The sequence below is a fragment of the Actinomadura sp. NPDC048032 genome (assembly GCF_040653175.1).
GTDB lineage: Bacteria > Actinomycetota > Actinomycetes > Streptosporangiales > Streptosporangiaceae > Spirillospora > Spirillospora verrucosospora.
On sequence record NZ_JBEZJP010000110.1, the window covers coordinates 1 to 21,138 of the forward strand.

Sequence of the window (21,138 nt, forward strand, 5' to 3'; positions counted from 1 at the left end):
GATATCCCCATCTGGAGGAGCTGTACTGGTTCGGAGAGGGAGTGCTTCCCCACCTCGACCGGCACGGGCTCTTCCCTGTCGGGGGCGGTACCAGCACCGGGCACGATGCCTTCCTGCCGAAGGGAGCCGCACGATGACGTCCGTGCAACTCGATCTGCGTCGCGTCTACGGCGGTTACCCGACGGGCGTCGCGGTGGTGGCGGGGCCGAGGACCATGTGCTGGTCGGGGACGACGGTCGTCCGGCCGCGGTCGAGCCGGGGCAGGTGCCAGCGCAGCAGGTCGGGGGCCAAGCGACGCAGGTTGTCCTCGAGCCTGGCCGCGACGGCGGCGCCGTGCTCGCGGTGGACGCCGACCAGGTCGAACGCGACGTCGATGCGGTTCTCCCGGGCGGTGTTGTGCGCAGATCGGAACTGCCCGCTGCACCTCCAGCATCCGCTCCTGATGACCCCGGTTCAGCACCCGCCCCGGTGGTGGTGCGCACAGATGATCCGTGCGACGTGGTCAAGGACGTCCTGAAGACACGCGGGACACGGCCCGACATCCCCAGACGTCCCGAAGGGCGTCCCGGGCGTCCCAGGCCGTCCTTGATCGGCGCGCTGGAGACCGAACAAGCGCTGGCATCTCCGTCTAAGAGACGAACCACTGGCTGCTCAGCGGCGTCGGAGGGCTGTGGATCGGATGAGGCGTCTTCGCCGTCGGGGACAGTACGAACTCGCGCGGCCAGTCGTGCGCGGCGGGGGGACGGTACTAGTGGGCCTCGGTCTGGTCGTGCTGGCCGCCGTTTATGCGGTGGCGTTGTGGCGGATGCCTGACTGGATGCATCAGCACGATCCGAAGGACCGGCATAACGCACGGTTGCTGGTGGTGTCCGCGGGCGGCGCGGTGGTGGTGGCGGCGTCGCTTCTGTACACGGCACGCTCCTACCGGCTCAGCCATCGCGGGCAGGTCACCGACCGCTTCGCCAAGGCGCTGGAGCGGCTCGGTTCGTCCGATCTCGATTCCCGTCTGGGCGGTCTTCATGCTCTGGGGCACGTCACCGCTGACTCGCGCCGACACCACGACGACGTCGTCGAGGTGCTGGAGGCCTTCATCCGACGACGAGCCCCCAAGGCTGGCCGGGATCTGGGCGCCCCGACTCTCGGCAGATGCCCGCCACTGCCCGAGCGGCCTGAAGGCGACATCCAGGCCGCCGTGACGGTGCTGGGCCGCCGCCCCCACCGTCCCGAACGCCGCCAGGTCGACCTCAGCGGCCTGCACCTCAGGACCGCCCGCTTGGCCGATCTGGGTCTCAATGACATCGTCCTGCGGCGCGCGGATCTGACGGGCGCGACCTTGCACGACACGGACCTGCGGCGCGCGGACCTGCGAGAGGCGCGGCTGAAGCGGGCTTACCTCAAGCGCGCGGATCTGCGCGGCGCGGACCTGCGGGACGCCAACCTTCAGATCGCCTACATGCATGGCGCGAACCTGGAGAGGGCGGACGTGCGGGGCGCGAACTTGCGGGAGGCGGATCTGCGAAGTGCGGACCTGCGGGGAGCCGATCTGCGCGGCGCGGATCTGTGTGGCGCCGCTGTCAGGGGCGCCGACCTGCGGGCGGCGAATCTGCGGGGTGCCGACCTGGAGGGCGCGGACCTCACCGACACCGACCTGCGGGGCGCCAACCTAGCCGGCGCGAACCTGGAGAGCGCGGACCTGCGAGCCGCGGATCTGCGCGGGGCCACGGGCCGATCCGAGCAGCATCTTCGGTCCACGGCCAGGACGGACGAGCGAACCAGGCTCGCGGGTACCCAGTGAACGGTTGGCTTTGAGCGACGCTGACAGCCCCCGTCGGCCGATACGGGCGGCAGCCGTGTCACCGCGATCACCTGGCCCCCGCGCCCTGTCCGCCCCTCTCGCCTACACCACCACAGCACGAGCCGCGAAGACCGGACTCCGCGAATCGGTGAGTGTGCAACCTCCCAACGCGATCGGGTACGTGTGCACCACCAACGGACAGGGCCCATCTCAAGACTTCGAATGCGGCTCATGGGGCGGCGAATCTCGCCACACGAGACCCGTCAACACCGTTGCGTCGACGCGCAAAGGACTGGACCGGCAGTTCGCCCCTTCGCGATTCTGAGCACGAAACAACAAGGGAGAGCCAGCGCGCTGGTCCAGTTCGAGGACCTGCTGTTCGGAGGCGCCGCTGACACCCGCCGGTGCAGGTTGCCGCACTTTGAATGAATGCCGTACATGGTGCGATCAGTCCGCTACACAGTTTTCGGAGGTGTGCATGTTGAGCAGGAGGGCTCTGCTGCCCGTTGTCGTGGCGAGTGCCATGACCATGTCGGCGCCCGTCGCGTCCGCCGGCGCCACCACACAGGGCCCCTCGGATTGCCCGGTCGGGAGTGTGTGCTTCTGGCCGGGGCCCAACTTCCAGGGCAGGATGTCTGCCTACCACAACCCCTCGGTGCACCTCTGCGGCGCGATCCCGGGCGGCACGGCCCGATCGGTGACCAACCGAGACGACCAGGACTGGCTGCTCTACAACCGCGCCCGCTGCGGCGGCTCGGAGCTCGTGGTCAAACGCGGCACTTCGATCGCCAACACCAACTTCATCGCCGTCGCCTGGCGCTGACCGATTCCTTCTCGCGGACCGGACGGTGAGACTGCCGTGAAACGGGGATTTCTCGGTCACCTCTCCGGTTGTCGAGGACGACGCGCGCGGCGGGGTCGCGGGCCAGCAGCACATCGGCTTGCTCATTCGCACCGGCCCGCCACAGCAAGTGCGGCAGCCCGCTTACAGCGCCTGGGTCGTCGAGGGAGGCATGCCCGGCGGCCCAGTGGCCGGGGCGGTGGTCGGCGGGATACAGCCTGCGCATTCGAGTGACCAGGGCGGGGGCCGCTTGCGGGTCGCCGTGCCTCGTGGCGTGCGTGAGCAGTTGGGCGGCGTCGCGGCTCAGGCCGCGGTCCCAGGCGGCGTCCCCGAGAAGGTGCAGGTCGCCGGGGTGGGCGTGGGCGGCGGCCGCGGTCCAGAAGCCCCGCGGGGGGCCGATCGGAGCGGTGGCGGCTGCCGTGTCGTGCCAGGTAGTCGGCCAGCCGGTACAGCAGGCCCGGTGTGTTCTCCGCAGCGGTTCGGGAGTTGGGGGTGGGGTAGAAGAGGGGTTGGGCCGGATTCTGGTGACCGGGCCGCGGGCTCCCTTGCACGGCCGGGCCGTGTACGCCGGGGCATGCTCCAGCCAGTCCTCTTCCAGCGGGTCCCATTGCGCATCGGTCAGGGAGGCCGGTGCGGCGGCCTCCAGCAGCGCCAGCGGCAGAGAGTTGCGGTGGCCCAGCCGACGGGCGTCCATCGCCGCCCAGACGAGCGCCTTGGCCGTCGGCGGTGCCCGTGGCGAGTCGTGCCAGCAACTCGGGTGCTCCGGCCAGGTACTGGGTGATGTGCCCGTCCTCGGCATGCCGGACGGCGGCGGCCAGCCGCGAGTCGCCCCCGGCCCCCAGTTCCATGGCCTTAAGGTCGGCGCCGGTGAAGATCTCGGGCAGCTCGATCACCGTGCCGTCCAGCACCCTGGCCGCCTGCGAGCCGGACTGCTCGGTGAGGGGCGCATGATGCTCGGGCCACATCGTGCCCAGGGCCAGCACCGGGGCTCGGGCCGGGTCGGTCAGCAAGCGGCGGAGCTTGGCTGCGACCCTCTCGGCGGCATCGCCGGATGCGCCGAGGTACTCCTAGGTCTCGTTCAGCCACACCATCGTGTGGGGGCCGACCCGGTCCAGCGCCGTTATCGCGGCCCGCGGGCGGGTGCCACAGCCGCCATCCGCCTGCCCGGCGCAGCGGTCTCAGGGCCTCCCACAAGGCCCGGGTCTTGCCGGCCGACCCGGCCACCAGCACCGCCATCCCGCTCGCGCCCTCGATGACATGCCGGACGATCTCGGCGAGCCGGTCATCATGCGCATACGGCGGCAGCGGCGGCAACCCGCCCGCCTCTTCCAGGGGGACGGGCCGGGCACCTCTAGGATGAACGGGCCGGTGACCTCCTCCAACGGCCATCCGGCAGCGCTTGCGGCCCTGCCTCCTCGCCGCCGCGGTCGTGATGGTGATGGATGTGCAGGTCTCGGGCCACTTGGGTGACGTGGGCAGCGCCGTCGGCGCGGGCGGTCTGCGACACCTTCTCCGGGCCGCGGTCAGCAGTGGTCATGGCCGCGCGGGCGGGTCCTGATCTCCCCCGATCTGGGAGATCTTCCCCTGCTCCGACGCTCGTGCCCGCTGCCGCACTTCACCGTGAAGGCCGTCACGGCCAGCGCCGCCTCCCGAAGGTTCTGACCCGGCCTGGTCCCCACCGACCTGGTGCACCCGACTCCGCCCCGACGCGGTGGCCGACTGCGCCACCCGACGTCCGCCCGGCGCCCCGACCAGCCCGTACGCCGTCATGGCCAGACCGGTCAGCGCGGCGAGCCCACCGACCACACTGGCCAGCTTGTCGGCCTTGTCCAATCCCACGGCTGCGAAAAGACACCCAGCCCGGCCACGATTGTGACACCGGCTCCGACCCACACCCATTTTCGTCCCGCCACGTACCCATCTGTGGCCTCACCCCGAGGCGGGCTCCCGGAGCCGGCGCTCACCACAATGCAGGAGTTCATCGGGGTTGGCGCAGCCCGGACCACGCTCCACCGCCGGGCTGCCGGGGGGAGCGCGGTCCGGACGATCACCGCCGCGAGCACCGATGCCGTTGCGGCGATGTCGGAGGAGCCGCAGCCGTCGACGACGAGCACTGACCGTCCTCACCGTGGATACCGACGGGTGGACGCGGCCGTCGCATTTGTGGCCGGAGGGCGCAGCGGATCGCTGTCCTGGTAGCGCTCGCCTGGGGGGCTGCTTGATCGAGCCGTTGTTACCTGGGTGGGACGAGGACGATGGAGTTGATCGGAGTGAGGTTCGGGCGGTACGCGCCGACTCCGTTCACCGGACCGCACTGCTGGCCGCCACGGCCGTAGCAGAACCGGAGCCCCGCCCCGCCGGTCTGGTTGTTGATGACCAGGTGCACCCCGTACTTGTTCTTAAGGTCGTGGGCGCCGTATCGAGTGTAGTTTTCCGGGATCCCGTCTTGGCTGTTATTGGGGTAGATGCACACGGCTCCCGATGGGCAGGGCGCCTGGGTGACCTGGCGGGTGGACGCGGCGGCGGTACCGGTGGTGACGGCGGCGTTCGTGCTGGTTGCCGCAGCCGCGGCGACCAGGAGGCCGGCACTGACCCGCAGAATGGAATTTGGTGTTATTTCCACCGATTCTCCTATATTGATGGCTCCGTGTTGCTTTCGGACCTCTCTAGAGTGATGGTCGGGGACCTGGCATGGCCAGTCGTTTGCGCGCTGGCGCACAAGCGTTGACAGATCTTGTAAGGCGGGTAGGTCGCGTTGTGTGAGTCTGCGTATCTTCTTCGAGCCCGAGGACCTGGAGCGGATTCAGGTCTCCTCCCGCCCAGATGCGCTCTGGGAATTGGTGCTGAGCCTGCATTGGCTGCGGCGGCCGCGTCCGGGCTCCTCGCCGCCCGCAGACGTTGCGGGGTGGCGCACTGACACGCTGACCGGCTTGTCCTCCCGGCCGCTGGGCGCTTCGGTAGGCCGGTGTCTGCTGCCGCTGGTGCCGGCCTCGTCGTACTGGCCCGACTTCCTCACCCCGCGCACCGGAACAGCCGGCCTGGAACCTTCCCTCGACACCGTCCTGTCGACCCCGCGCGCACGGATCCGTCGGGAACTCGATCTGCTGACCAGCCGCAGCGGAGCACCGAGTTGGGGCACCGACCTGGCCACCGGTGACTCCGGCGCCCTGAGGCTATTGGGCGACCACATGCGGTCCTACTTCGCCGCCGCGCTGGCCCCACGTTGGGCCGACATCAGCACACACGCCGCGATGGAGCACACCCGGCTCACCGGCGTCTCGGCAACCGGCGGCCCCCAGGCCCTCTTGGCGAGCTTGCGGCCGTGCGCCGTCTGGCACCCGGCCGACCGGATACTCCAGGCCCGCTACCCCGTCCCGCACGACGTTCGCCTCGGCGGCCGGGGCCTGTGCCTGATCCCCTCTTGGTTCTGCACCACCACGCCCGTCGTCCTGGCCGATACCGACCTGCCGCCCGTGCTGGTCTACCCGGCGCCCCACCGGCCGCCGCCGCCCGCCGACGCCGGCGCACTGGCCAAGCTCATAGGCCCCACCCGCGCCCGCATCCTCGCGACGATCACTGTGGCCACCACCACCGCGACCATCCACCGTGAGACCGGAATCTCGCCCGCCCAGATATCCCGTCACGCCACCGTGCTGGCCGCCAATGGCCTCATCCACCAAGCCCGCCACGCCGGACGCACCTTCTACACCCGCACACCGCTCGGCAACGCCTTGTCCACGGGCCGAGGGTAGAGAGGCGATCTCCACCAGGATTCTCGGCGCTCACCTTCGGGAGCCAGTTTCGGGAGCCACCGCAATCAGGCTCCCATCGACTCACCACGACGTAGTCAGGGCGTTTGTGCAGGTGAGAGGCTCCCCGTTCGACTCGCGTTGTGCCTGGCCTGATCTCGTGTGTTCCGGTGACCGCTTCGTAGTCTCGGGAGCCAGCCGGGGAGCCAATCCGTACGCTTCGCAGATTCCCGAAGCGCTCACGCGGGCGGCCGATCATCTCGAGTGCGTCGTCCGGGCCCGGCCGGTCCAGGCCAGCGGCGAAAGCCGCACTGGCTGCCTTGAGAAGCTTGTCGGCCCGCTCCGACTCGGCGATCGCTGCCGCTGGCTGTGCTTGATCGAGATACAGCGCGGTGATCGACTCGTTGAACCCCGCCACACGGCGCGCGTGCTTGAGCACGATCTGCGGCTTGAACTCATCCGCCGGGTCTTGCGGCACCTCGATCCGCACCGGCTCGACCTCGGTCGGCACCGTCTTGGGCGAGTTGCCGTGGCGGTGGTTGGCGCCCGCCCGGGCGTTCGCTCCGCGCTCACAGCCAAGGTGCTCGGTCATCTCGGCTTCCAGGGCGGCCTGCAGCACGGTCTTGGTGAATCCCGGCCAGCGGCCCGTCCGGCCAACCAGCGACGCGCCCTCGGCTCGTTCAGCAGTTTCGTGGCGTGTGTGGCGGACGCGTTCATCGCCGCCTCGGTACGCAGCGCGATGAGCTTGTGGGACTTGCCGGTGCCGGAGTCACCGATCAGCAGAGTGGCAGGCTCTCAATTCACCTTGGCCTACGCCAACCCGCGTGCCAACGCCGACTTCGCCCAAAGCCGGATCGCCACCCACCTCACCGCCGCTCGCACCGCGCTGGCCGAAACCACCGGCATGCTGGGCGGTGCCGCCACGAGCGCGAACCTAACCGAGCAGCGCGTTCCTGCGCCCGAAAGCGCAGCTCGCAGGCGGCCTCGGCCGCTCCCGGCTCCGGCCGACTCCCGACCCCCGCACCGCCGAACCCGGGACGAAGGCGCTGACGCGACGACCGACCAGCGCGAGCCACCGCGCCCAGCCCGAAGACTGGGAGGACACCAGTGATGACCAGCCCCACCCATGCCATGGCTCTGCGCATGACGGCCACCGCCTTCGACTCCCAGCGCGGCAAAGCCGGTGGAGAGCGACTGTCCGAAGGTGCCGCATTCCCCACCAATGGCGATCAGTACCGTTGTCGACTCGGCATACGGGAAGGGCCGCGTACTATGCGGTCGCGAGGCCCAGAAAGCGCAACACCGCCAGGACGCGGCGGTGGTCGGCGTCGGCCTTGGGCAGGTCGAGCTTGGTGAAGATGCTGTTGATGTGCTTGGCGACAGCGCTCTCGCTCACCACCAGCTCGGCGGCGACGCCGGAGTTGGACCGGCCGCCCGCCATCAGCTCCAGCACCTCCCGCTCGCGCGGTGTGAGCCGGTCGAGCGGATCGCTGTGCCGGCGCACCAGCAGCTGCGCGACGACCTGCGGGTCGAGCGCGGTGCCGCCGGCCGCCACCCGGCGTACCGCCTCGGCGAACTCCTCGACGTCGGCGACCCGTTGTTTGAGCAGATACCCGACGCCCGAGGTGTTGGCGGCGAGCAGATCGGCGGCGTACCGCTCCTCCACGTACTGCGACAGCAGGAGCACGGCGGTACGCGGATACTGGCGGCGGATCACCAGCGCGGCACGTACTCCCTCGTCGGTGAAGCCGGGCGGCATGCGCACGTCGACCACGGCGATGTCGGGACGGTGCTCCTCGACGGCCGCCAGCAGCCCTTCCGCGTCGGTGACCTGCGCGCACATCTCGAAGCCGGCCGCCTCCAGCACCTTGACCACGCCGATGCGCAGCAAGAGGGAATCCTCGGCGATCACGGCGCGCACGGCAGCTCCACGGTGATGACGGTCGGGCCCCCGGCGGGGCTGTGGCAGGAGAACGTGCCGTCGACGGACGCGACGCGCTTGGCGAGCCCGGCGTGCCCGGTGCCGCCGCCGGCCGCTGCGAGATCCGCGCCGCCCGCGCCGTTGTCCGCGACGACCACCAACAGTGTCTCCCCGATCCGCTCCACGGTCACATCCGCCCGGGTCGCCTGGGCGTGTTTGACCACGTTCGTCAGGGCCTCGGAGACCACGAAGTACGCGACGGCCTCGACCGTGGGTGAGGGGCGCTGCGGCAGGTCCACCGCCACGCGCACCGGGATCGGGAGGCGGGCGGCGACCCCGGACAGCGCGGCGTCGAGGCCGCGATCCTCAAGGACGGCCGGATGCAGGCCGCGCACCAGGTTGTTCAGTTCGGCGATCGCCTCCTTCGCCTCGCGGTGCGCCTCGTCGATCACCTTGCGGGCATCGGCCGGCAGGTCGCCGAGGGTGGCCCTGGCCAGCCCCAGGTTGACGGCGAGTGAGACGAGGCGCTGCTGCGCGCCGTCGTGCAGGTCGCGCTCGATCCGCCGCCGCTCGGCGTCGGCGGCGTCGAGCACGCCGGCCCGGCTCTCGGCGAGGTCGGCGACCCGGCGGGTCAGCTTCTCCGTGCGGCTGGGGCCGAGCAGGACCGCGGCCGCCCGGGTGTCCAGCCGCACCAGAGCGCCGGTCAGCCGGGGCCCGAGGAACAGAAGGGCGAGGCCGACGGCGGTGATGTACGCGGCCTGCGTGCTGTACCCGAGGTCGGTGACCCGCCATTGCGGGGGCAGCGCCCAGATCCACACGTACAGGGAGGCGGCCACGAGAGCGGCGGCCCAGACGGCGAGGACGGCGAGGTCCAGGACGGCCAGCAGCGGACCCGCCACGGCGTGGTAGCAGACCTGCCGCCACAGTGTCCGCGTGGTCAGCCGGCGTACCGCCGACCTCCAGTTGCGTCCGGGCCCGGGTGCGGCGGGGCGCGGGAGGTCCTCGCCGACGAGTGCCCGGTAGCGCCGCCGCTGCCCGGCGGTCAGCAGGGGTGTCACCACGAGCGTGAGCAGTACGGGCAGCGCGATCACGGCCGGCGCCCCCGCCATCGCGCCGGCCAGCCAGAGCCACAGTGGCACCACGGCGAGGTGGAGCGGCAGGCCGGCGGCGACGAGCGCGGTCCGGTGTCCCGTCCCGCGGAACGGCCGGCCCAGCACCAGCTGCGGCCACGTCGTGAGTTGCATGCTCAAACGGTAAAGCCGCAGGCCATCCCCATGCCATGACGCTGCCGCCCGGCTCGGGGGTGCAATTCTCTCCACCCCGGGTCGGAACCCTGCGTGACTGACGGCGCCCCAGTGCACGCCGGAGGCTGGAGTACGTGAAGGGGACAGCCGACGGGGAGCGGGGAAAGAGGATGCGTCAACTGGCGTTGTGCGATGAAGAAGTGGCCGGCGCCGAGATGATCCCGTTTTACGAAGAGGCGGAGGAGCCGCGCCCGGCGCGGGGCATGCGGTGGGCCGGGGGCCGCTGGTCGCCTGCGGGCTCAGCCTGCTGCCGTGGCTGCCCCAAGTTCTCGAAGGTCACAGCGTTGTCCATGGCGCGAGCTCGTGTGTCTCGATGACCGCTTCGTAGTCTCGGGAGCCAGTCGGGGAGCCAATTCGTACGCTTCGCAGTTTCCCGAAACGCTCACATAGGCCGGTCGATCATTGTGACTGCGTCGTCGCCGGACTCCGCCGACGTCGAGGCCTTCGTCACGCTGGCCGCGACCGGATCGACGCGGACGTGCGCGCGGCCGGTATCGAGCCGCCGCAAGACCTGGCCGAGATCGATGCGGCGTCGTGGGACCGCACGCAGGCCGTCAACCTGCGCGGACCCGCCCTGATCGCGAAAGCGGCGCTGCCCTGGTGGACCAGGCGGCGCTCGGGCTCGCTGGTCAACAACGGGTCCCGCACCTGGCTCGGGGGCGGCCACCCCGACTACGCCGCTTCGAAGGCCGGCCTGGTCGGCCTCAGCAGGTCCCTGGCCCTGGAACTGGCTCCGATCGGAGTCCGCTCCAACGCGGTCGCCTTCCTGGTCTCCGACCAAGCGGCCCGCATCACCGGCCTGGTCCTCCACGTCTGCGCCTGCTCCCAGCTCCCCCTCTTCCTCACCTGACGACCCGGCCGGAGGCGGGTCGTCCAGGACTCGGGGTCGTGCATGAACGGCAGCAGTCGGCGTTGACCAGGCCCGTAGGCGATCACATGGGGCGAGCTTCGCCGCAGGACACGGTCACCCCGCCGAGGTGGGTGAACTCGGCGGTGACCGGGCGATCCGGTTCCAGGGGGACGGCGTCGGTCATCCCGCCGGTGAGGACGATCCAGCCCTCTTCCAGGGCCAGTTCTCGCTCGGCGAGGGAGGACGTCAGGCCCCCGATTTGGGGGTCCGCGAGCCGGTCGCCTGCGTCGACTGCGGCAGGGGGGCACATACGTGCGGCTCGCCATGCCGACTACCTCGACGCGGTGGAGTCGGCCTGGGATCGGTGGGGGCGGTCGGAGGAATCGCGAAGGTTGAGCGCGGCGAAAAGGGTGAGGACGATCCCTCCGGCGATGACGAGAACGGCGGTGCGTATGCCTTCGGCGGTGGCGACGCGCAGTTCTTCACCGCTGAGCCCCTCGGTACCGGCGTTCGCGACTAGAACAAGCGCGGCAAGGCCGACGACGGCGCCGACCCCGGAACTGGTGGAGGCCATACCGGAGGCGACCCCCTGCCGGTGGTCGGCCACCCCCGTACCGGCGGCGATGAACATCAGGGTGAACACGACACCGTCCCCTAGGCTGACCGCGACGAGACCCGGCACGAGCGCGACATAGGAGCCGTCGGCCGACAGGGCCAGGCCGACGCCGACCGCCCCGGCCGCACCGATCGCGAGCGCGGCGACGAGAGTACGCCTCAGCCCGAAGCGCGTCACCGTCTGACCGGCGAACGTCGAACCCGCCACCACCACCGCGGTGGGGAGCAGGAAGGCCGCGCCGGTCTGCAGAGGGTCATAGCCGCGGACGTCCTGGAAGTAGATGGACAGGAAGTACAGGAGGGCTCCGAATGTCGCCGTGAACATGAAAGCGACTACCAATGCCACGCCCAGAACGCGGTTGGCGAGAAGCTTCACGGGGACGAGGGGGTCGGGACTGCGCCGCTCGACGACGGCGAACACCGCGAACAGCAGGAGCCCCGCGGCCGCCATGCCGACGGTCCAGGGCGAGTCCCAGCCGAGAGCCGGTCCCTGGACCAGGGAGAACATCAGAAGCGTGACCGCGCCGGTGGAGCCCAGTGCACCCGGCAGATCGAACACCCGTCCCACCGTCCGCGACCCGTCCGGTGCGAGGAGCCGAAAGGCCGCGATGAGCGCTCCACCCGCCAGGGGGACGTTGACGAAGAACACCGCCTCCCACCCGAGCATGCGGGTGAGCGCTCCGCCGAGCAGCACACCGACCACCAGCCCGGCTGCGCCGGAGCCGCCCCAGACGCCCAGCGCGCGGTTGCGGTCGCGCCCCTCCGCGAAGGCGGTGTTGATGATCGCCAGCGTGCTGGGAAAGACCAGTGCCCCGCCGAGGCCCTGGACCGCCCGGGCCGCCAACTGCGGCGCTGGACCGGTGGCGAGTCCGCCCGCCAGCGAGGCCACCGCGTACAGCGCGAGCCCGGTGACCAGCATCCGGCGCCTGCCGAGCAGGTCGGCGGCGCGCCCGCCCAGCAGCAGGAATCCGCTGGAGGCGACGGCGTAGGCGCTGACCACCAACTGCAGTGTCTGCGCCGAGTACCCGAGCTCGCGGCCGATGTCCGGCAGCGCGACGACGACGATGTACTGATCGAGAGAAACGATCAGCATCGCGAACGACAGCAAGGCCAGCGCAGCCGTCTTGGAGCGACCAGGACGCCGAGCGTTCCGGTCGCGGACTTGTGGTCGATCACAGGTGTCATGCATGGCGGCACTCCCGTGGTCCGCTCTGGTCGCCCACGATCACGGGTGGTGACGCGGTGCGGTCGAACCCCTGTACTGTACGCACCAGTTCAGTTGAACTCAACCGTACAGTTCATATTTCGGTACGCTGGACGTCGACGACGAAGGAGCGACGATGCCAGCACCCTCTCAGCGCAGCGAGTCTCCGCGCGTTCTCACCGGGGACCGGGCGGCGCGCAAGCGACAGGTGATCATCCAGGCGGCCCGGTCGGCATTCGTCCGGGACGGGTTCGATGCGGCGATGGACGCCATCGCCGCCGAGGCGGGTGTTTCCAAGGTCACCGTCTACAACCACTACGGCAGCAAGGAGACCCTCTTCATCGCCGTCATCGGCGACGCCCTGCAGGACGCCCTCGCCGACGCCATCTCAGGCACCGCGCAGCGGCTGGGAGAGTCCGATGACCTGCGGAGCGCACTCAAATGGACCGCCCGGGCCTGGGTGGACAGCATGACTTCCCCTGACATGGTGGCCCTGCGCCGCCTCGTCGCCGGTGAAGTCCGCCGCTTCCCGGAACTCGGCGAAGCCTGGCGCCATCACGGCCCCGACCGCGCTCGCCCTGCCCTGGTGGCGGCGTTCGAACGCCTCATCGCCGCCGGTCGGCTGACCATGCCGGACGTAGAGACCGCCATCCTCCAGCTCTATTCGCTCGTGCTCTATCCGCATCTGGTCCACGGCACCTACGGAACGACGCTCGACCCGCACACGACCGAACGACTGATCGACTCCGGAGTCGACATGTTCCTGGCTTACTACGCCTACCGCGCCGCCACGGCCTGAGCACGTCGACGGTCACGGGCTCCTCCCGAACAGCACACCCAACGCCTGCGGGTCGTAGCCGGGCGCGGGCGGTGGAGGCGCCGCCTTCTCCCGCTGCTCGGCGACGCGGGCGTGACGGGCCAGGACACCGGCGATCACCTGGTCTTGCCCGGTTCGGATCTCTCCACCAGCGCTCCTCGCCGGTACCGCCCGCGGGGGCGATGCGGGCCGTGTGCTCGGAGCGGCGGTGCGCCCGGATCACGTCGGTGAGCTGGTCGATCTCAAGCGCGTACTCGACGGCGGTGCTGTCGGGGACGTCGGTGTGGGACCAGCCGATCGGATCGACCTTGGCCACGGTGAGGCCGACCTCCATCGCGAGGCTTCTTGTACTCGGTGTTGTGGTGGGGAACCGGGCCGCCGCCCGCGCCACTGCGATGCTCAAAAGGATCTGGCCGCCTGCACGACTACATCACCGACCTGGCCCCATGACCACAACCGGTACCGGGCCTCGACAGACCGGCGGCCGCCTGCGATAAACGAACCTGACCGTCGTCATGCAAGTAATGGTGTAATCATGGAAACCCTTTTCGAGCACGCCGGCGGGTACGAAGGCCTCCGCAGGTTCATCGACCTGTTCTATTCCAGCCTCCTGGCCGACCCCCTGCTCCAGCCCCTCTTCGGCGAGGGCCAGCCGACCCACGTCGATCGCCTGACCGCCTTCACCGCCGAGACTTTCGGCGGCCCCGACACCTTCACGCGCGAGATGGGCGGCTTCTCCCACCTCATCGACGTCCACCGCCACCTGAAGATCACCGAGGAGCAGCGGCTCCGGTTCGTCGAGCTGCACATGGCGGCCGCCGACGCGGCCGGGCTCCCCGCCGATGCCCCCTTCCGGCAGGCGCTGCGCGAGCACGTGGAGTTCGGCACCGAGGTCGCCATGCGCAACTCCCACGCCCGTACCGACGACGAACTGCACCCGCTGCGCGAGGTCCCCCGCTGGGACTGGCCCACCCCCTGACACCCGGCGGGGCAGCGTTGTCCCGCGCGCACCCGGTTCCGCCCATCGGCTGGACCACGCCCAAGGCGCGGCAGGCCGCCGCCGTCCCTGACCTGCTCTTCGGCGTGCCAAGAGTGGGCCTGATCCGGCCAGCGGACTCCGTGATGGCACGGTGGTCCCCGATGTCGGCCGTAAATACGCTGAGTCCCGTTGTGAGGTGACCAGCGTACGGAGGGACATGTTCTCCCACGGACACGCCGATGATCCTGTGGCGATGCGACGCGATCTGGTCAAGCAGTTGGCCCTCCTCCTCATCGACTGGGAGCACCGGCAGGGGCGGGCGGTGGACCGCGCGGACCTGGCCCGGCGGATCAACGTCTCCCGGAGCAGCCTCTACGCCTACCTGAACGGCACGACGCTGCCGTCCACCGCCGTCTTCGACCAGCTGCTCACCGCGCTGGGCGCGGATGCCGAGCGGCAGCGCCTGCTGAGCACGCTGCGCGACGACATCGAGGCGGCGCCGCAGCGCGGACCGCGCGGTGCCGTGCCTCCCGCACCGCGCCAGCTCCCGTGCGTGACGGAACGGTTCGCCGGGCGCGGCGCCGAACTCGACCGGCTTGCGCACCTCCTGGACAAGCCCGGCGGCGTGGCGACGGTCATCGTCGCCATCGATGGAGCGCCCGGCGTCGGGAAGACCACGTTGGCCTTGTGGTGGGCGCACCAACTGAAGAAGCGCTACCCGGACGGCCAACTCCACGTCGACCTGCACGGTTTCGAGCAGGATGGACCGCTCGACCCGGGCGAGGCGCTGCATCGGTTCCTGCACGCTCTGGGCGCCGCCCCGGAGGCGATTCCTGACGACCTGGACGGCAAGAGCGCGCTCTACCGCACCCTGCTGGCCGACCGGAAGATGCTGGTCGTGCTGGACGACGCGAGGTCGTCCGACCAGGTCCGGCCGCTGCTGCCCGGCGCCGGCCACTGCCTGGTGATCGTCACCAGCCGGGACCGGCTCGACGGCCTGGTCGTCCGGGAGGGCGCGCATCGCGTCACCCTGCCGGTGCTGCCGCGCCGGGAGGCGCGCGACCTGCTGCGGAGCTGGCTCGGCGCGGAGCGGGTCGCCGCAGAGGAGAGCGCCGCGGACGAGCTCATCGGCCTGTGCGCCGGGCTGCCGCTCGCGCTCAGCATGGTCGCGGCACGGGCGGCGGACCGCCCGGACTGGCGGCTCTCCGCACTCGCCTCCCGGTTGCGCGAGGCGCCCGACCGGCTCGGCGCGTTGGGAGAGGGCTCCGCCGACCTCGACCCGCGCTCGGTGTTCCGCGCCTCCTACACGCTCCTCCCCGAGCGGGCGGCGCGGCTGTTCCGGCTGATCGGTGGCGCCTACCCCGACATCGACGCGTATGCCTGCCGCGCGCTGCTGGACGCCGACGCGCCGCCCACCGCCGAGCTCGACGCCCTGACCCGCGCCAACCTGCTCACCGAGCAGGTCATCGGCCGGTTCTCCGCGCACGACCTGCTGCGGGAGTTCGCCCGCGACCTGGCGCGGCGCGGCGCCCCGGAGGAGGGCAGGAGCGCGATCGGGCGCGTCCTCGACTACTACCTGGGCACGGCGATTCGGGCGGCCCGGGCGATCGAGCCGTGCCGCGAGGCCGACCTGCCGCCCGCGGGACCCGGGCGGCCGGGTCCCCTGCTCCGGGACCGGCCAGAGGCGATGGCGTGGTTCGCCGCCGAGATGCCCGTGCTGCAGGCGGCGATGAAGCAGGCCGCCGCCGCGGGCTTCGACCAGTACGTCTGGCGGCTCGCCTGGGCCGCGACCGTCTTCCTGCGCCGCAGCGGGCGGCGCACCGAGCGGGTGGCGCTGCACCGGATCGGGCTGGACGCCGCGCGGTGCGCCGGGGACCGCGCCGTCCAGGCGACGTCGATGCGGCTGCTCGGCGACGGCCTGAACAGGCTGGGGCGGCAGGGGGACGCGCTGCCGCTGCTGCGGATGTCACTGGCAGAGTGCGAGAGCATCGGCGACGCGAGGGGCGTGTTCCAGACTCACCTGTCGCTCACCCGCCTGTACGACTCCCTCGGGAGCAACGCCGAGGCGCTCGCGCACGCGGAACGGGCACTCAGCGCCTCCACCGCGGTCGGCGATCCACTCGCCCGTGCGGACGGGATGATCCACGTCACCAAGCAGCGGGAACGGCTCGGTTCCTACGACGAGGCGCTGCCGCTGGGCCGCCGGGCGCTCGGCCTCTACCGGCGGATCGGCTACACGGAGGGCGAGGCCGAGGCGCTGCGCTCGCTGGGGCGGATCGAGCAGCGGCTCGGCCGTCTGGAGCAGGCGATCGTGCGGTTCGAACAGTCGCTGGAGCTCGACCGGCTGCTCGGCGACCGCTTCTGGACCGCGCACGTCCTCCGGGATCTCGCCGCAGCCCAACGGAAGGCCGGGAACCCGGGACGCGCCCGCACATGCCGCGCGGAGTCCCTCGCGATGTTCGAGGCGATGAACTATCCGGTCACGGACCTGAAGGGGGCGGAGGCTCATTGACGTCAGGGCCGTCCAGCGGCCTCCGAGCTCGACCCGATTCGGGAGGGCGTGGAGTTTGCGCGCCTGGCGGAACGCCTCGGCGACCAGGTCCACGTAGGCGGTTGCTCAATGGCGCAGGTGCGCCATACCCGCGGGTAATACGACCCTCCGGACTGGTCGCCCCCTCTCAGGGCCGACCATTCCAAGATCAGTGATCAATTGACTGGCCTGCGCCTTCTCGAAAACCGGTGGAAATTGACGAGGCACGGCCCGGGTCAGGGCACATCCTTCCCGCCGCACCTCGGCCGCCCCCGGCCCGAGACGACCAAGATGAAGGCGTTTCGGACGTCTTTCAGAGAGAGCCCCGCGACGGCGGGGCCGACGCGGGGACAGAGCGCAACACGAACAGGAGGTCGCCCGGTCATGACCGAGTACTCGCAGACAGCGGTCATCGTGGTCGCCGATATGGCGGGCAGCGCGTCTCGCAACGACATGGGAAAGCGCCACGCGCGGAAGGAGATGTACGCCTGGCTGGAGCGGACACTCGGCCCTGAGTGGTCTCGATGCGCTCGTGAGGACCGCGGCGACGGCGTTCTCATGCTCTGGCCGCTGTCGGTGCCGGACCCGGTGCCTCCGAAGGTCATCGTGTCCCGGCTCCTGCGGCTGGCCGAGACGGCCCCCGCCGGTCCGGAGCGTCCGCGCCTGCGCGTCGCGGTCCACATCGGGCAGACGTTCAGGGACGACCACGGCTTTTCCGGCGCCAGCATCGATGAGACGTTCCGGCTGAACGAGGCCGGCACCCTGAAGTCGTCGCTCGCCAAGGCGCGCGGCCCGGTCGCCTATCTGCTCTCCGAAGACGTCCACAAGGCCGTAGTCCGGTACGGCTATGAGGACTTCGACCCCTCCAGCTTCCACCCCACCATCGTGAAGGTGAAGGAATCGACGCTGGAGGCCTGGCTCCACCTGCCGGCCGAGGACGAACTCGCGGCAAGGCTGGCCGCGCAGGGCACCGCGACCGCCGACAACCCCACCGGTGAGCCGGGGCAGACCAATGGGGTCCATCTCAACATCGGCGGGAACGCGCAGATCTCCGGCAACATTTCAGGAAGAGACCTGTACCTGTGACGACAAGGGCTCGTGCGGGCGAGGGCGCGGAAGTGGTTGCGTCCATGGGCCAGCCCGGAGGCCGCCGGACGAGGCGGGGCGGATCTTCGGCGGCGACTGGGTCTGGGGCGGGTTCGCCGCCGTCCTGATGCTGACCACGGTGATCGTCCTGCGCGGCGCATGGCAACCGTCCGGCCGCGAGACCGTCAGCGCACAGGCGGCCACGCGGGACGCGTACATGACTCACAACCGCAGCTTCACCCTGAACGCGGGCGGGTTGAGCGCCGTCGTGGGCGCGGCGCTCATCATGGCGGTCAACGGCCTGCTGGTCGCGCACGTGTCGACGGATGTGCCCGGCGGGCGGTATTACCGGCCGACAAGTCCGGAACCCGGAGCCGATCAGAGGAGCACACCCCCCACCGCTGTCACTCCGGTCTTTCTGCGCGACCCGCCCAGGGAGCAAATCCGCGGCACGTCGGGGGTGTCCGTCGAGGCCGGCGCCCGAATCGCGGGGAGGCAGTGCTCCCGCAGCATCTATCAGCTGGTGTCCGCGATCGGCCTGGCCCGGATCCCCACCCTCCCTCCCCACGAGGTACCAGCGTGCTGGGGAGCTTCGGGGTCTTCGCCGGCGGAGCCGTCGGCGCAGGGTTCATCGGACTCCTCTGCACGGGGCTCTCCGCCCTGTACGTCCGCTACCTCTTCCGGGGCGGCCGTTTCCGAATGATCTTCATCATCTTCTGACCGCGGGCGCAGGTCGAAGGCACACCCGGACCAGCTCTCGCCCGGTGCCGGAGGATTTTCAGCGCATTCCAGCTCTTTCCAGCATCGGATCTGTGCCCACCCGTTCCGTGATGTCGTAATGCAGCGGAAGCCCACCATCGACCTGGTCGAGACAGGTCACCAATGTCATGTCCGGATTCGATTCACGGAACACGAAGTGCGTATCGAAGAGAGATTGAAAGAACGCAATGGCGAATCGTCGCTCGTCCTTCCTGTGCGGCGGCCTGCGAGGACTGCTCCGGGCGGCCCGATGCGGCGCGCGCCTCTGCCGGAGAGGGGGCAGGGGGACGATTTCTGGAGCCAGCTACGTGCCGAGTGGCGCAATGCCCTGGCGGGGACGGGGCGGATACGGGCCTGCCGGGCGGGTGCCGAACTCTGCGTCCAGGATCGCCGTAGCGATGCCGTCCTCATCCTCAGGTCGGTGCACGCGCGTGTCGTGCACCGGACCGGTGAGGGCGAGGTCTGGCTCGCGCATCGCGGGCCCGGCGACATCGTCGGCGAGATGTCACTGGTGGATGGCGGGCCCCACTCGGCGACGGTCATCACCGTGGACGCGGGCAACGTCCTCGCGATCTCCCACGAGGCATTCGACCGGGTCGTGCGGCGGTACGACGGGCTGAGCCGGGTGCTGCTGCGCGTGGCCGTCCAACGGCTCCGGGACGCCGATCTGCAGCGCGGCATCGGTGAGGAGGCGCCGCTCACGCGGCTCGCCCGGCTGCTCGACCAGGACCGGCGGAGCGACGCGGCCGAACCCTCCCTGCCGCGTCTCCAGCGCGAGATCGCCGACCTCCTCGGGATGTCGCGCGCCTCGCTGGTACGCGCGCTGCACTCGCTGCGTCGGGACGGGATCATCAAGACGGGCCGGGGCCGCATCACCGTCCTCGATCCGGCCGCGCTGGCCCTGCTGGCATCGAAGGGCGACCGGCGATGACCGCGGCGAACGGCGGATGGCTCGCCTGCGCCATACCGGGCGGTAGATTCCGCGCCTGCCATCGCCGCCCCGGGGCGGTGGGCGAGGCCCGCCGGATACCGGCTCTCACCACTCTGACCTGCAAGGCCATGGCAGGCACGGCCAGGTGCCGCTGGGAGCGCCGTGCCACCGGCCCCACCACCGCGCGGCAGCCGGGTTGCCCCGTCCCGCTCCGCTCCGCAGGGTTGGGCCGTCCGTACGAGGGGGAATCGTCATGGAACACACCAGACCGCCGGACTTCGAGGAGTCCCGCCCGGGAGTATCGCTCAACGCGGGCCGGAACGCTCGCGTGCGGAACAGCCGTATCGCGGGCCGCGACCTGTTCTCGGTGGCGGGGAACAGCGTCGGTATCAACGGGACGAGCCTGATCAACAGCTCCCTCGTCATCCGTAACGGATCGCGTTCGTTCGCCTTGCCGATGGTCGCCGTCGCGGGCATCGGGGCTGTGCTCCTGCTCGTTCTCGCCTTCGGCCTGTACGGCGCCGTGGCCGCCGGCTCAGGGATCGACACGCGCGTGGTGTTCATCGAGGGCGCGTCGGGCGCGCGCAAGACCCTTGAGTCGCTGAAGAAGGCCGAAAGGTCCGGGAACGCGAAGGCTTGGTGTGAACTGGCTCAGCCGGGCCAGGAGAACTGCACGCAGAAGATCTCTGCGGCGTTCGAGCGGGCTCCGGAGTCGTATCGCAAGGAGATCGACAAGGTGGACGCCGGCAGTGTCTCGGTCAGCGGCAGCACCGCCACCGCGATGATGCGCTTCCGTGGCGAGCAGCAGGGCACCGCGCACCTGGAGCGGTCACGGAACCGGTGGCAGCTGAACCCCGGCGAGTACGCAGTCCTTCTCTGGGCGGGCGGTCTCTACCTGTCCATCGTGGACGCCGCGCACGACAACGGCCCGTTCGATCACCTTCTCCCGGGATTCGGCGGGAACTGACCGGCTCTCCCGCGGAGCGCCTGACCTCTGTGCCGATGCCCCCCATGTGACGCACGCCCCCCGCCGCATCCACCGAAGAAGGGCAGGCTTCTATGACCTGGTCCAAGTACGAGATCTTCTCGATCCTCTCCGGGTTCGTCCTGATCGGCGCCGCGTTTATGCCGGGGATGTCCGTGAAGGACCGCATGCGAGTAGGCGCCGGCGGCGTGCTGTTCGCCGGATACGGCTTCTTCGTCGCCGCCCAGACGAGCGGCACCTGGGAGTTCCCGTGGATAATCTTCGTCATCCCGTTCATCGGGCTCGGCTACGCGGGCGTCAAGGCGTACGAGTGGTGGACGAAGGAGACGCGGGAAGAGAGCCGCCGCTGATCGGAAGGTGTCCCGGAGCCTGCACGGCCACCCCAGGTCGTGCGGGCTCCGGTCGAGTCGATCTACGACCGCCGCACCTTCGCCTGTCCGGATCGGGCGTTCCGCCGCCGGGGCGAGGCGGGGAATCCCTTCGAGGAGATGCGGGATCCCGCGGCGGCCGAGCACCGGCGCGCCTCACGGCCGACGGCTGACCGGTCACAGCGCCGAGAGGATCCGCTCGACGGCGTCCGCCCAGGTCCAGCGGGCGGCGAGGTGCCGCCGGAGGGCGGCGGCCCTCGCGAACGCCGCCGGACGGTCGCGCAGCTCCGCGGCGATGCGGTGACCCCACACGGCGGCGTCCTTGGGCGTGTCGCGGACCGGCACCACGATGCTCCTGCTCTCGCGGGGTGCCAGCTCCGTCAGAAGCATGCCCAAGCCGCTGT

General features: G+C 70.5%; 20 protein-coding genes. 12 read left to right on the forward strand and 8 right to left on the reverse strand.

The window, feature by feature from the left end:
- Positions 1-751: 751 nt before the first annotated feature.
- Positions 752-1,795 (forward strand): pentapeptide repeat-containing protein, encoded by a 1,044-nt coding sequence (locus tag AB0C69_RS17150; protein ID WP_360354340.1) that lies wholly within the window; start codon positions 752-754, stop codon positions 1,793-1,795.
- A 529-nt stretch (positions 1,796-2,324) separates the two neighbouring features.
- Positions 2,325-2,618, forward strand: coding sequence for a peptidase inhibitor family I36 protein (locus AB0C69_RS17155; protein WP_360354376.1), 294 nt, complete (start codon positions 2,325-2,327; stop codon positions 2,616-2,618).
- A gap of 2,251 nt (positions 2,619-4,869) precedes the next feature.
- Here AB0C69_RS17155 and AB0C69_RS17160 read toward each other — a convergent pair.
- Positions 4,870-5,259 carry a hypothetical protein gene (locus AB0C69_RS17160; RefSeq protein ID WP_360354342.1) on the reverse strand — a complete coding sequence of 130 codons (390 nt, stop codon included), beginning with the start codon at positions 5,257-5,259 and terminating at the stop codon, positions 4,870-4,872.
- A gap of 136 nt (positions 5,260-5,395) precedes the next feature.
- Between AB0C69_RS17160 and AB0C69_RS17165 the strand changes: the two genes are divergently transcribed.
- On the forward strand, positions 5,396-6,388 hold the full coding sequence (locus AB0C69_RS17165; RefSeq protein ID WP_360354344.1) for an ArsR family transcriptional regulator: 993 nt from the start codon (positions 5,396-5,398) through the stop codon (positions 6,386-6,388).
- Here AB0C69_RS17165 and AB0C69_RS17170 read toward each other — a convergent pair.
- The 3 genes from AB0C69_RS17170 to AB0C69_RS17180 all read right to left on the reverse strand — a co-directional run bounded on the left by AB0C69_RS17170 (position 6,306) and on the right by AB0C69_RS17180 (position 9,550).
- Positions 6,306-7,004, reverse strand: coding sequence for a transposase (locus AB0C69_RS17170; RefSeq protein WP_360354346.1), 699 nt, complete (start codon positions 7,002-7,004; stop codon positions 6,306-6,308). The two genes, AB0C69_RS17165 and AB0C69_RS17170, sit on opposite strands and share 83 nt — an antisense overlap.
- A 651-nt stretch (positions 7,005-7,655) precedes the next feature.
- On the reverse strand, positions 7,656-8,306 hold the full coding sequence (locus AB0C69_RS17175) for a response regulator transcription factor (protein ID WP_360354348.1): 651 nt from the start codon (positions 8,304-8,306) through the stop codon (positions 7,656-7,658).
- Positions 8,294-9,550, reverse strand: coding sequence for a histidine kinase (locus AB0C69_RS17180; protein ID WP_360354350.1), 1,257 nt, complete (start codon positions 9,548-9,550; stop codon positions 8,294-8,296). Before AB0C69_RS17180 ends, AB0C69_RS17175 begins: the two co-directional genes overlap by 13 nt.
- Positions 9,551-10,088: 538 nt before the next feature.
- Between AB0C69_RS17180 and AB0C69_RS17185 the strand changes: the two genes are divergently transcribed.
- On the forward strand, positions 10,089-10,460 hold the full coding sequence (locus AB0C69_RS17185) for an SDR family oxidoreductase (RefSeq protein ID WP_360354352.1): 372 nt from the start codon (positions 10,089-10,091) through the stop codon (positions 10,458-10,460).
- An 82-nt stretch (positions 10,461-10,542) separates the two neighbouring features.
- Here AB0C69_RS17185 and AB0C69_RS17190 read toward each other — a convergent pair whose 3' ends face one another.
- Together AB0C69_RS17190 and AB0C69_RS17195 are read right to left on the reverse strand one after the other, a co-directional pair.
- Positions 10,543-10,770, reverse strand: a complete 228-nt coding sequence (locus AB0C69_RS17190; RefSeq protein WP_360354354.1) for a hypothetical protein — start codon at positions 10,768-10,770, stop codon at positions 10,543-10,545.
- A 21-nt stretch (positions 10,771-10,791) separates the two neighbouring features.
- Positions 10,792-12,168 (reverse strand): MFS transporter, encoded by a 1,377-nt coding sequence (locus AB0C69_RS17195; RefSeq protein WP_360354356.1) that lies wholly within the window; start codon positions 12,166-12,168, stop codon positions 10,792-10,794.
- 247 nt (positions 12,169-12,415) lie between these two features.
- On the opposite strand from AB0C69_RS17195, the gene AB0C69_RS17200 reads away from it, so the two are divergent.
- Positions 12,416-13,078, forward strand: coding sequence for a TetR/AcrR family transcriptional regulator C-terminal domain-containing protein (locus AB0C69_RS17200; protein ID WP_360354358.1), 663 nt, complete (start codon positions 12,416-12,418; stop codon positions 13,076-13,078).
- Between the two features lie 12 nt (positions 13,079-13,090).
- Here the strand turns inward: AB0C69_RS17200 and AB0C69_RS17205 are convergent, their stop codons facing one another.
- Positions 13,091-13,216 carry a hypothetical protein gene (locus AB0C69_RS17205; protein WP_360354360.1) on the reverse strand — a complete coding sequence of 42 codons (126 nt, stop codon included), beginning with the start codon at positions 13,214-13,216 and terminating at the stop codon, positions 13,091-13,093.
- Between the two features lie 415 nt (positions 13,217-13,631).
- Between AB0C69_RS17205 and AB0C69_RS17210 the strand changes: the two genes are divergently transcribed.
- The 7 genes from AB0C69_RS17210 to AB0C69_RS17240 all read left to right on the forward strand — a co-directional run bounded on the left by AB0C69_RS17210 (position 13,632) and on the right by AB0C69_RS17240 (position 20,716).
- The gene (locus tag AB0C69_RS17210; protein ID WP_360354362.1) at positions 13,632-14,075 is read left to right on the forward strand and encodes an oxidoreductase; all 444 of its coding nucleotides are present in this window, start codon (positions 13,632-13,634) and stop codon (positions 14,073-14,075) included.
- A 253-nt stretch (positions 14,076-14,328) separates the two neighbouring features.
- The gene (locus AB0C69_RS17215; protein ID WP_360354364.1) at positions 14,329-16,587 is read left to right on the forward strand and encodes a tetratricopeptide repeat protein; all 2,259 of its coding nucleotides are present in this window, start codon (positions 14,329-14,331) and stop codon (positions 16,585-16,587) included.
- 402 nt (positions 16,588-16,989) lie between these two features.
- Complete coding sequence (locus AB0C69_RS17220) at positions 16,990-17,691, forward strand: hypothetical protein (RefSeq protein ID WP_360354366.1); 702 nt, start codon at positions 16,990-16,992, stop codon at positions 17,689-17,691.
- A gap of 579 nt (positions 17,692-18,270) precedes the next feature.
- The gene (locus AB0C69_RS17225; RefSeq protein WP_360354368.1) at positions 18,271-18,411 is read left to right on the forward strand and encodes a hypothetical protein; all 141 of its coding nucleotides are present in this window, start codon (positions 18,271-18,273) and stop codon (positions 18,409-18,411) included.
- A 289-nt stretch (positions 18,412-18,700) separates the two neighbouring features.
- Positions 18,701-19,381: a Crp/Fnr family transcriptional regulator gene (locus AB0C69_RS17230; protein WP_360354378.1), complete on the forward strand. Its 681-nt coding sequence runs from the start codon at positions 18,701-18,703 to the stop codon at positions 19,379-19,381.
- Between the two features lie 253 nt (positions 19,382-19,634).
- The gene (locus AB0C69_RS17235) at positions 19,635-20,348 is read left to right on the forward strand and encodes a hypothetical protein (RefSeq protein ID WP_360354370.1); all 714 of its coding nucleotides are present in this window, start codon (positions 19,635-19,637) and stop codon (positions 20,346-20,348) included.
- Between the two features lie 92 nt (positions 20,349-20,440).
- Positions 20,441-20,716 carry a hypothetical protein gene (locus AB0C69_RS17240; protein WP_360354372.1) on the forward strand — a complete coding sequence of 92 codons (276 nt, stop codon included), beginning with the start codon at positions 20,441-20,443 and terminating at the stop codon, positions 20,714-20,716.
- A 195-nt stretch (positions 20,717-20,911) separates the two neighbouring features.
- Here the strand turns inward: AB0C69_RS17240 and AB0C69_RS17245 are convergent.
- The coding region (locus AB0C69_RS17245) for a hypothetical protein (RefSeq protein WP_360354374.1) at positions 20,912-21,138 on the reverse strand (227 nt) is incomplete at its 5' end.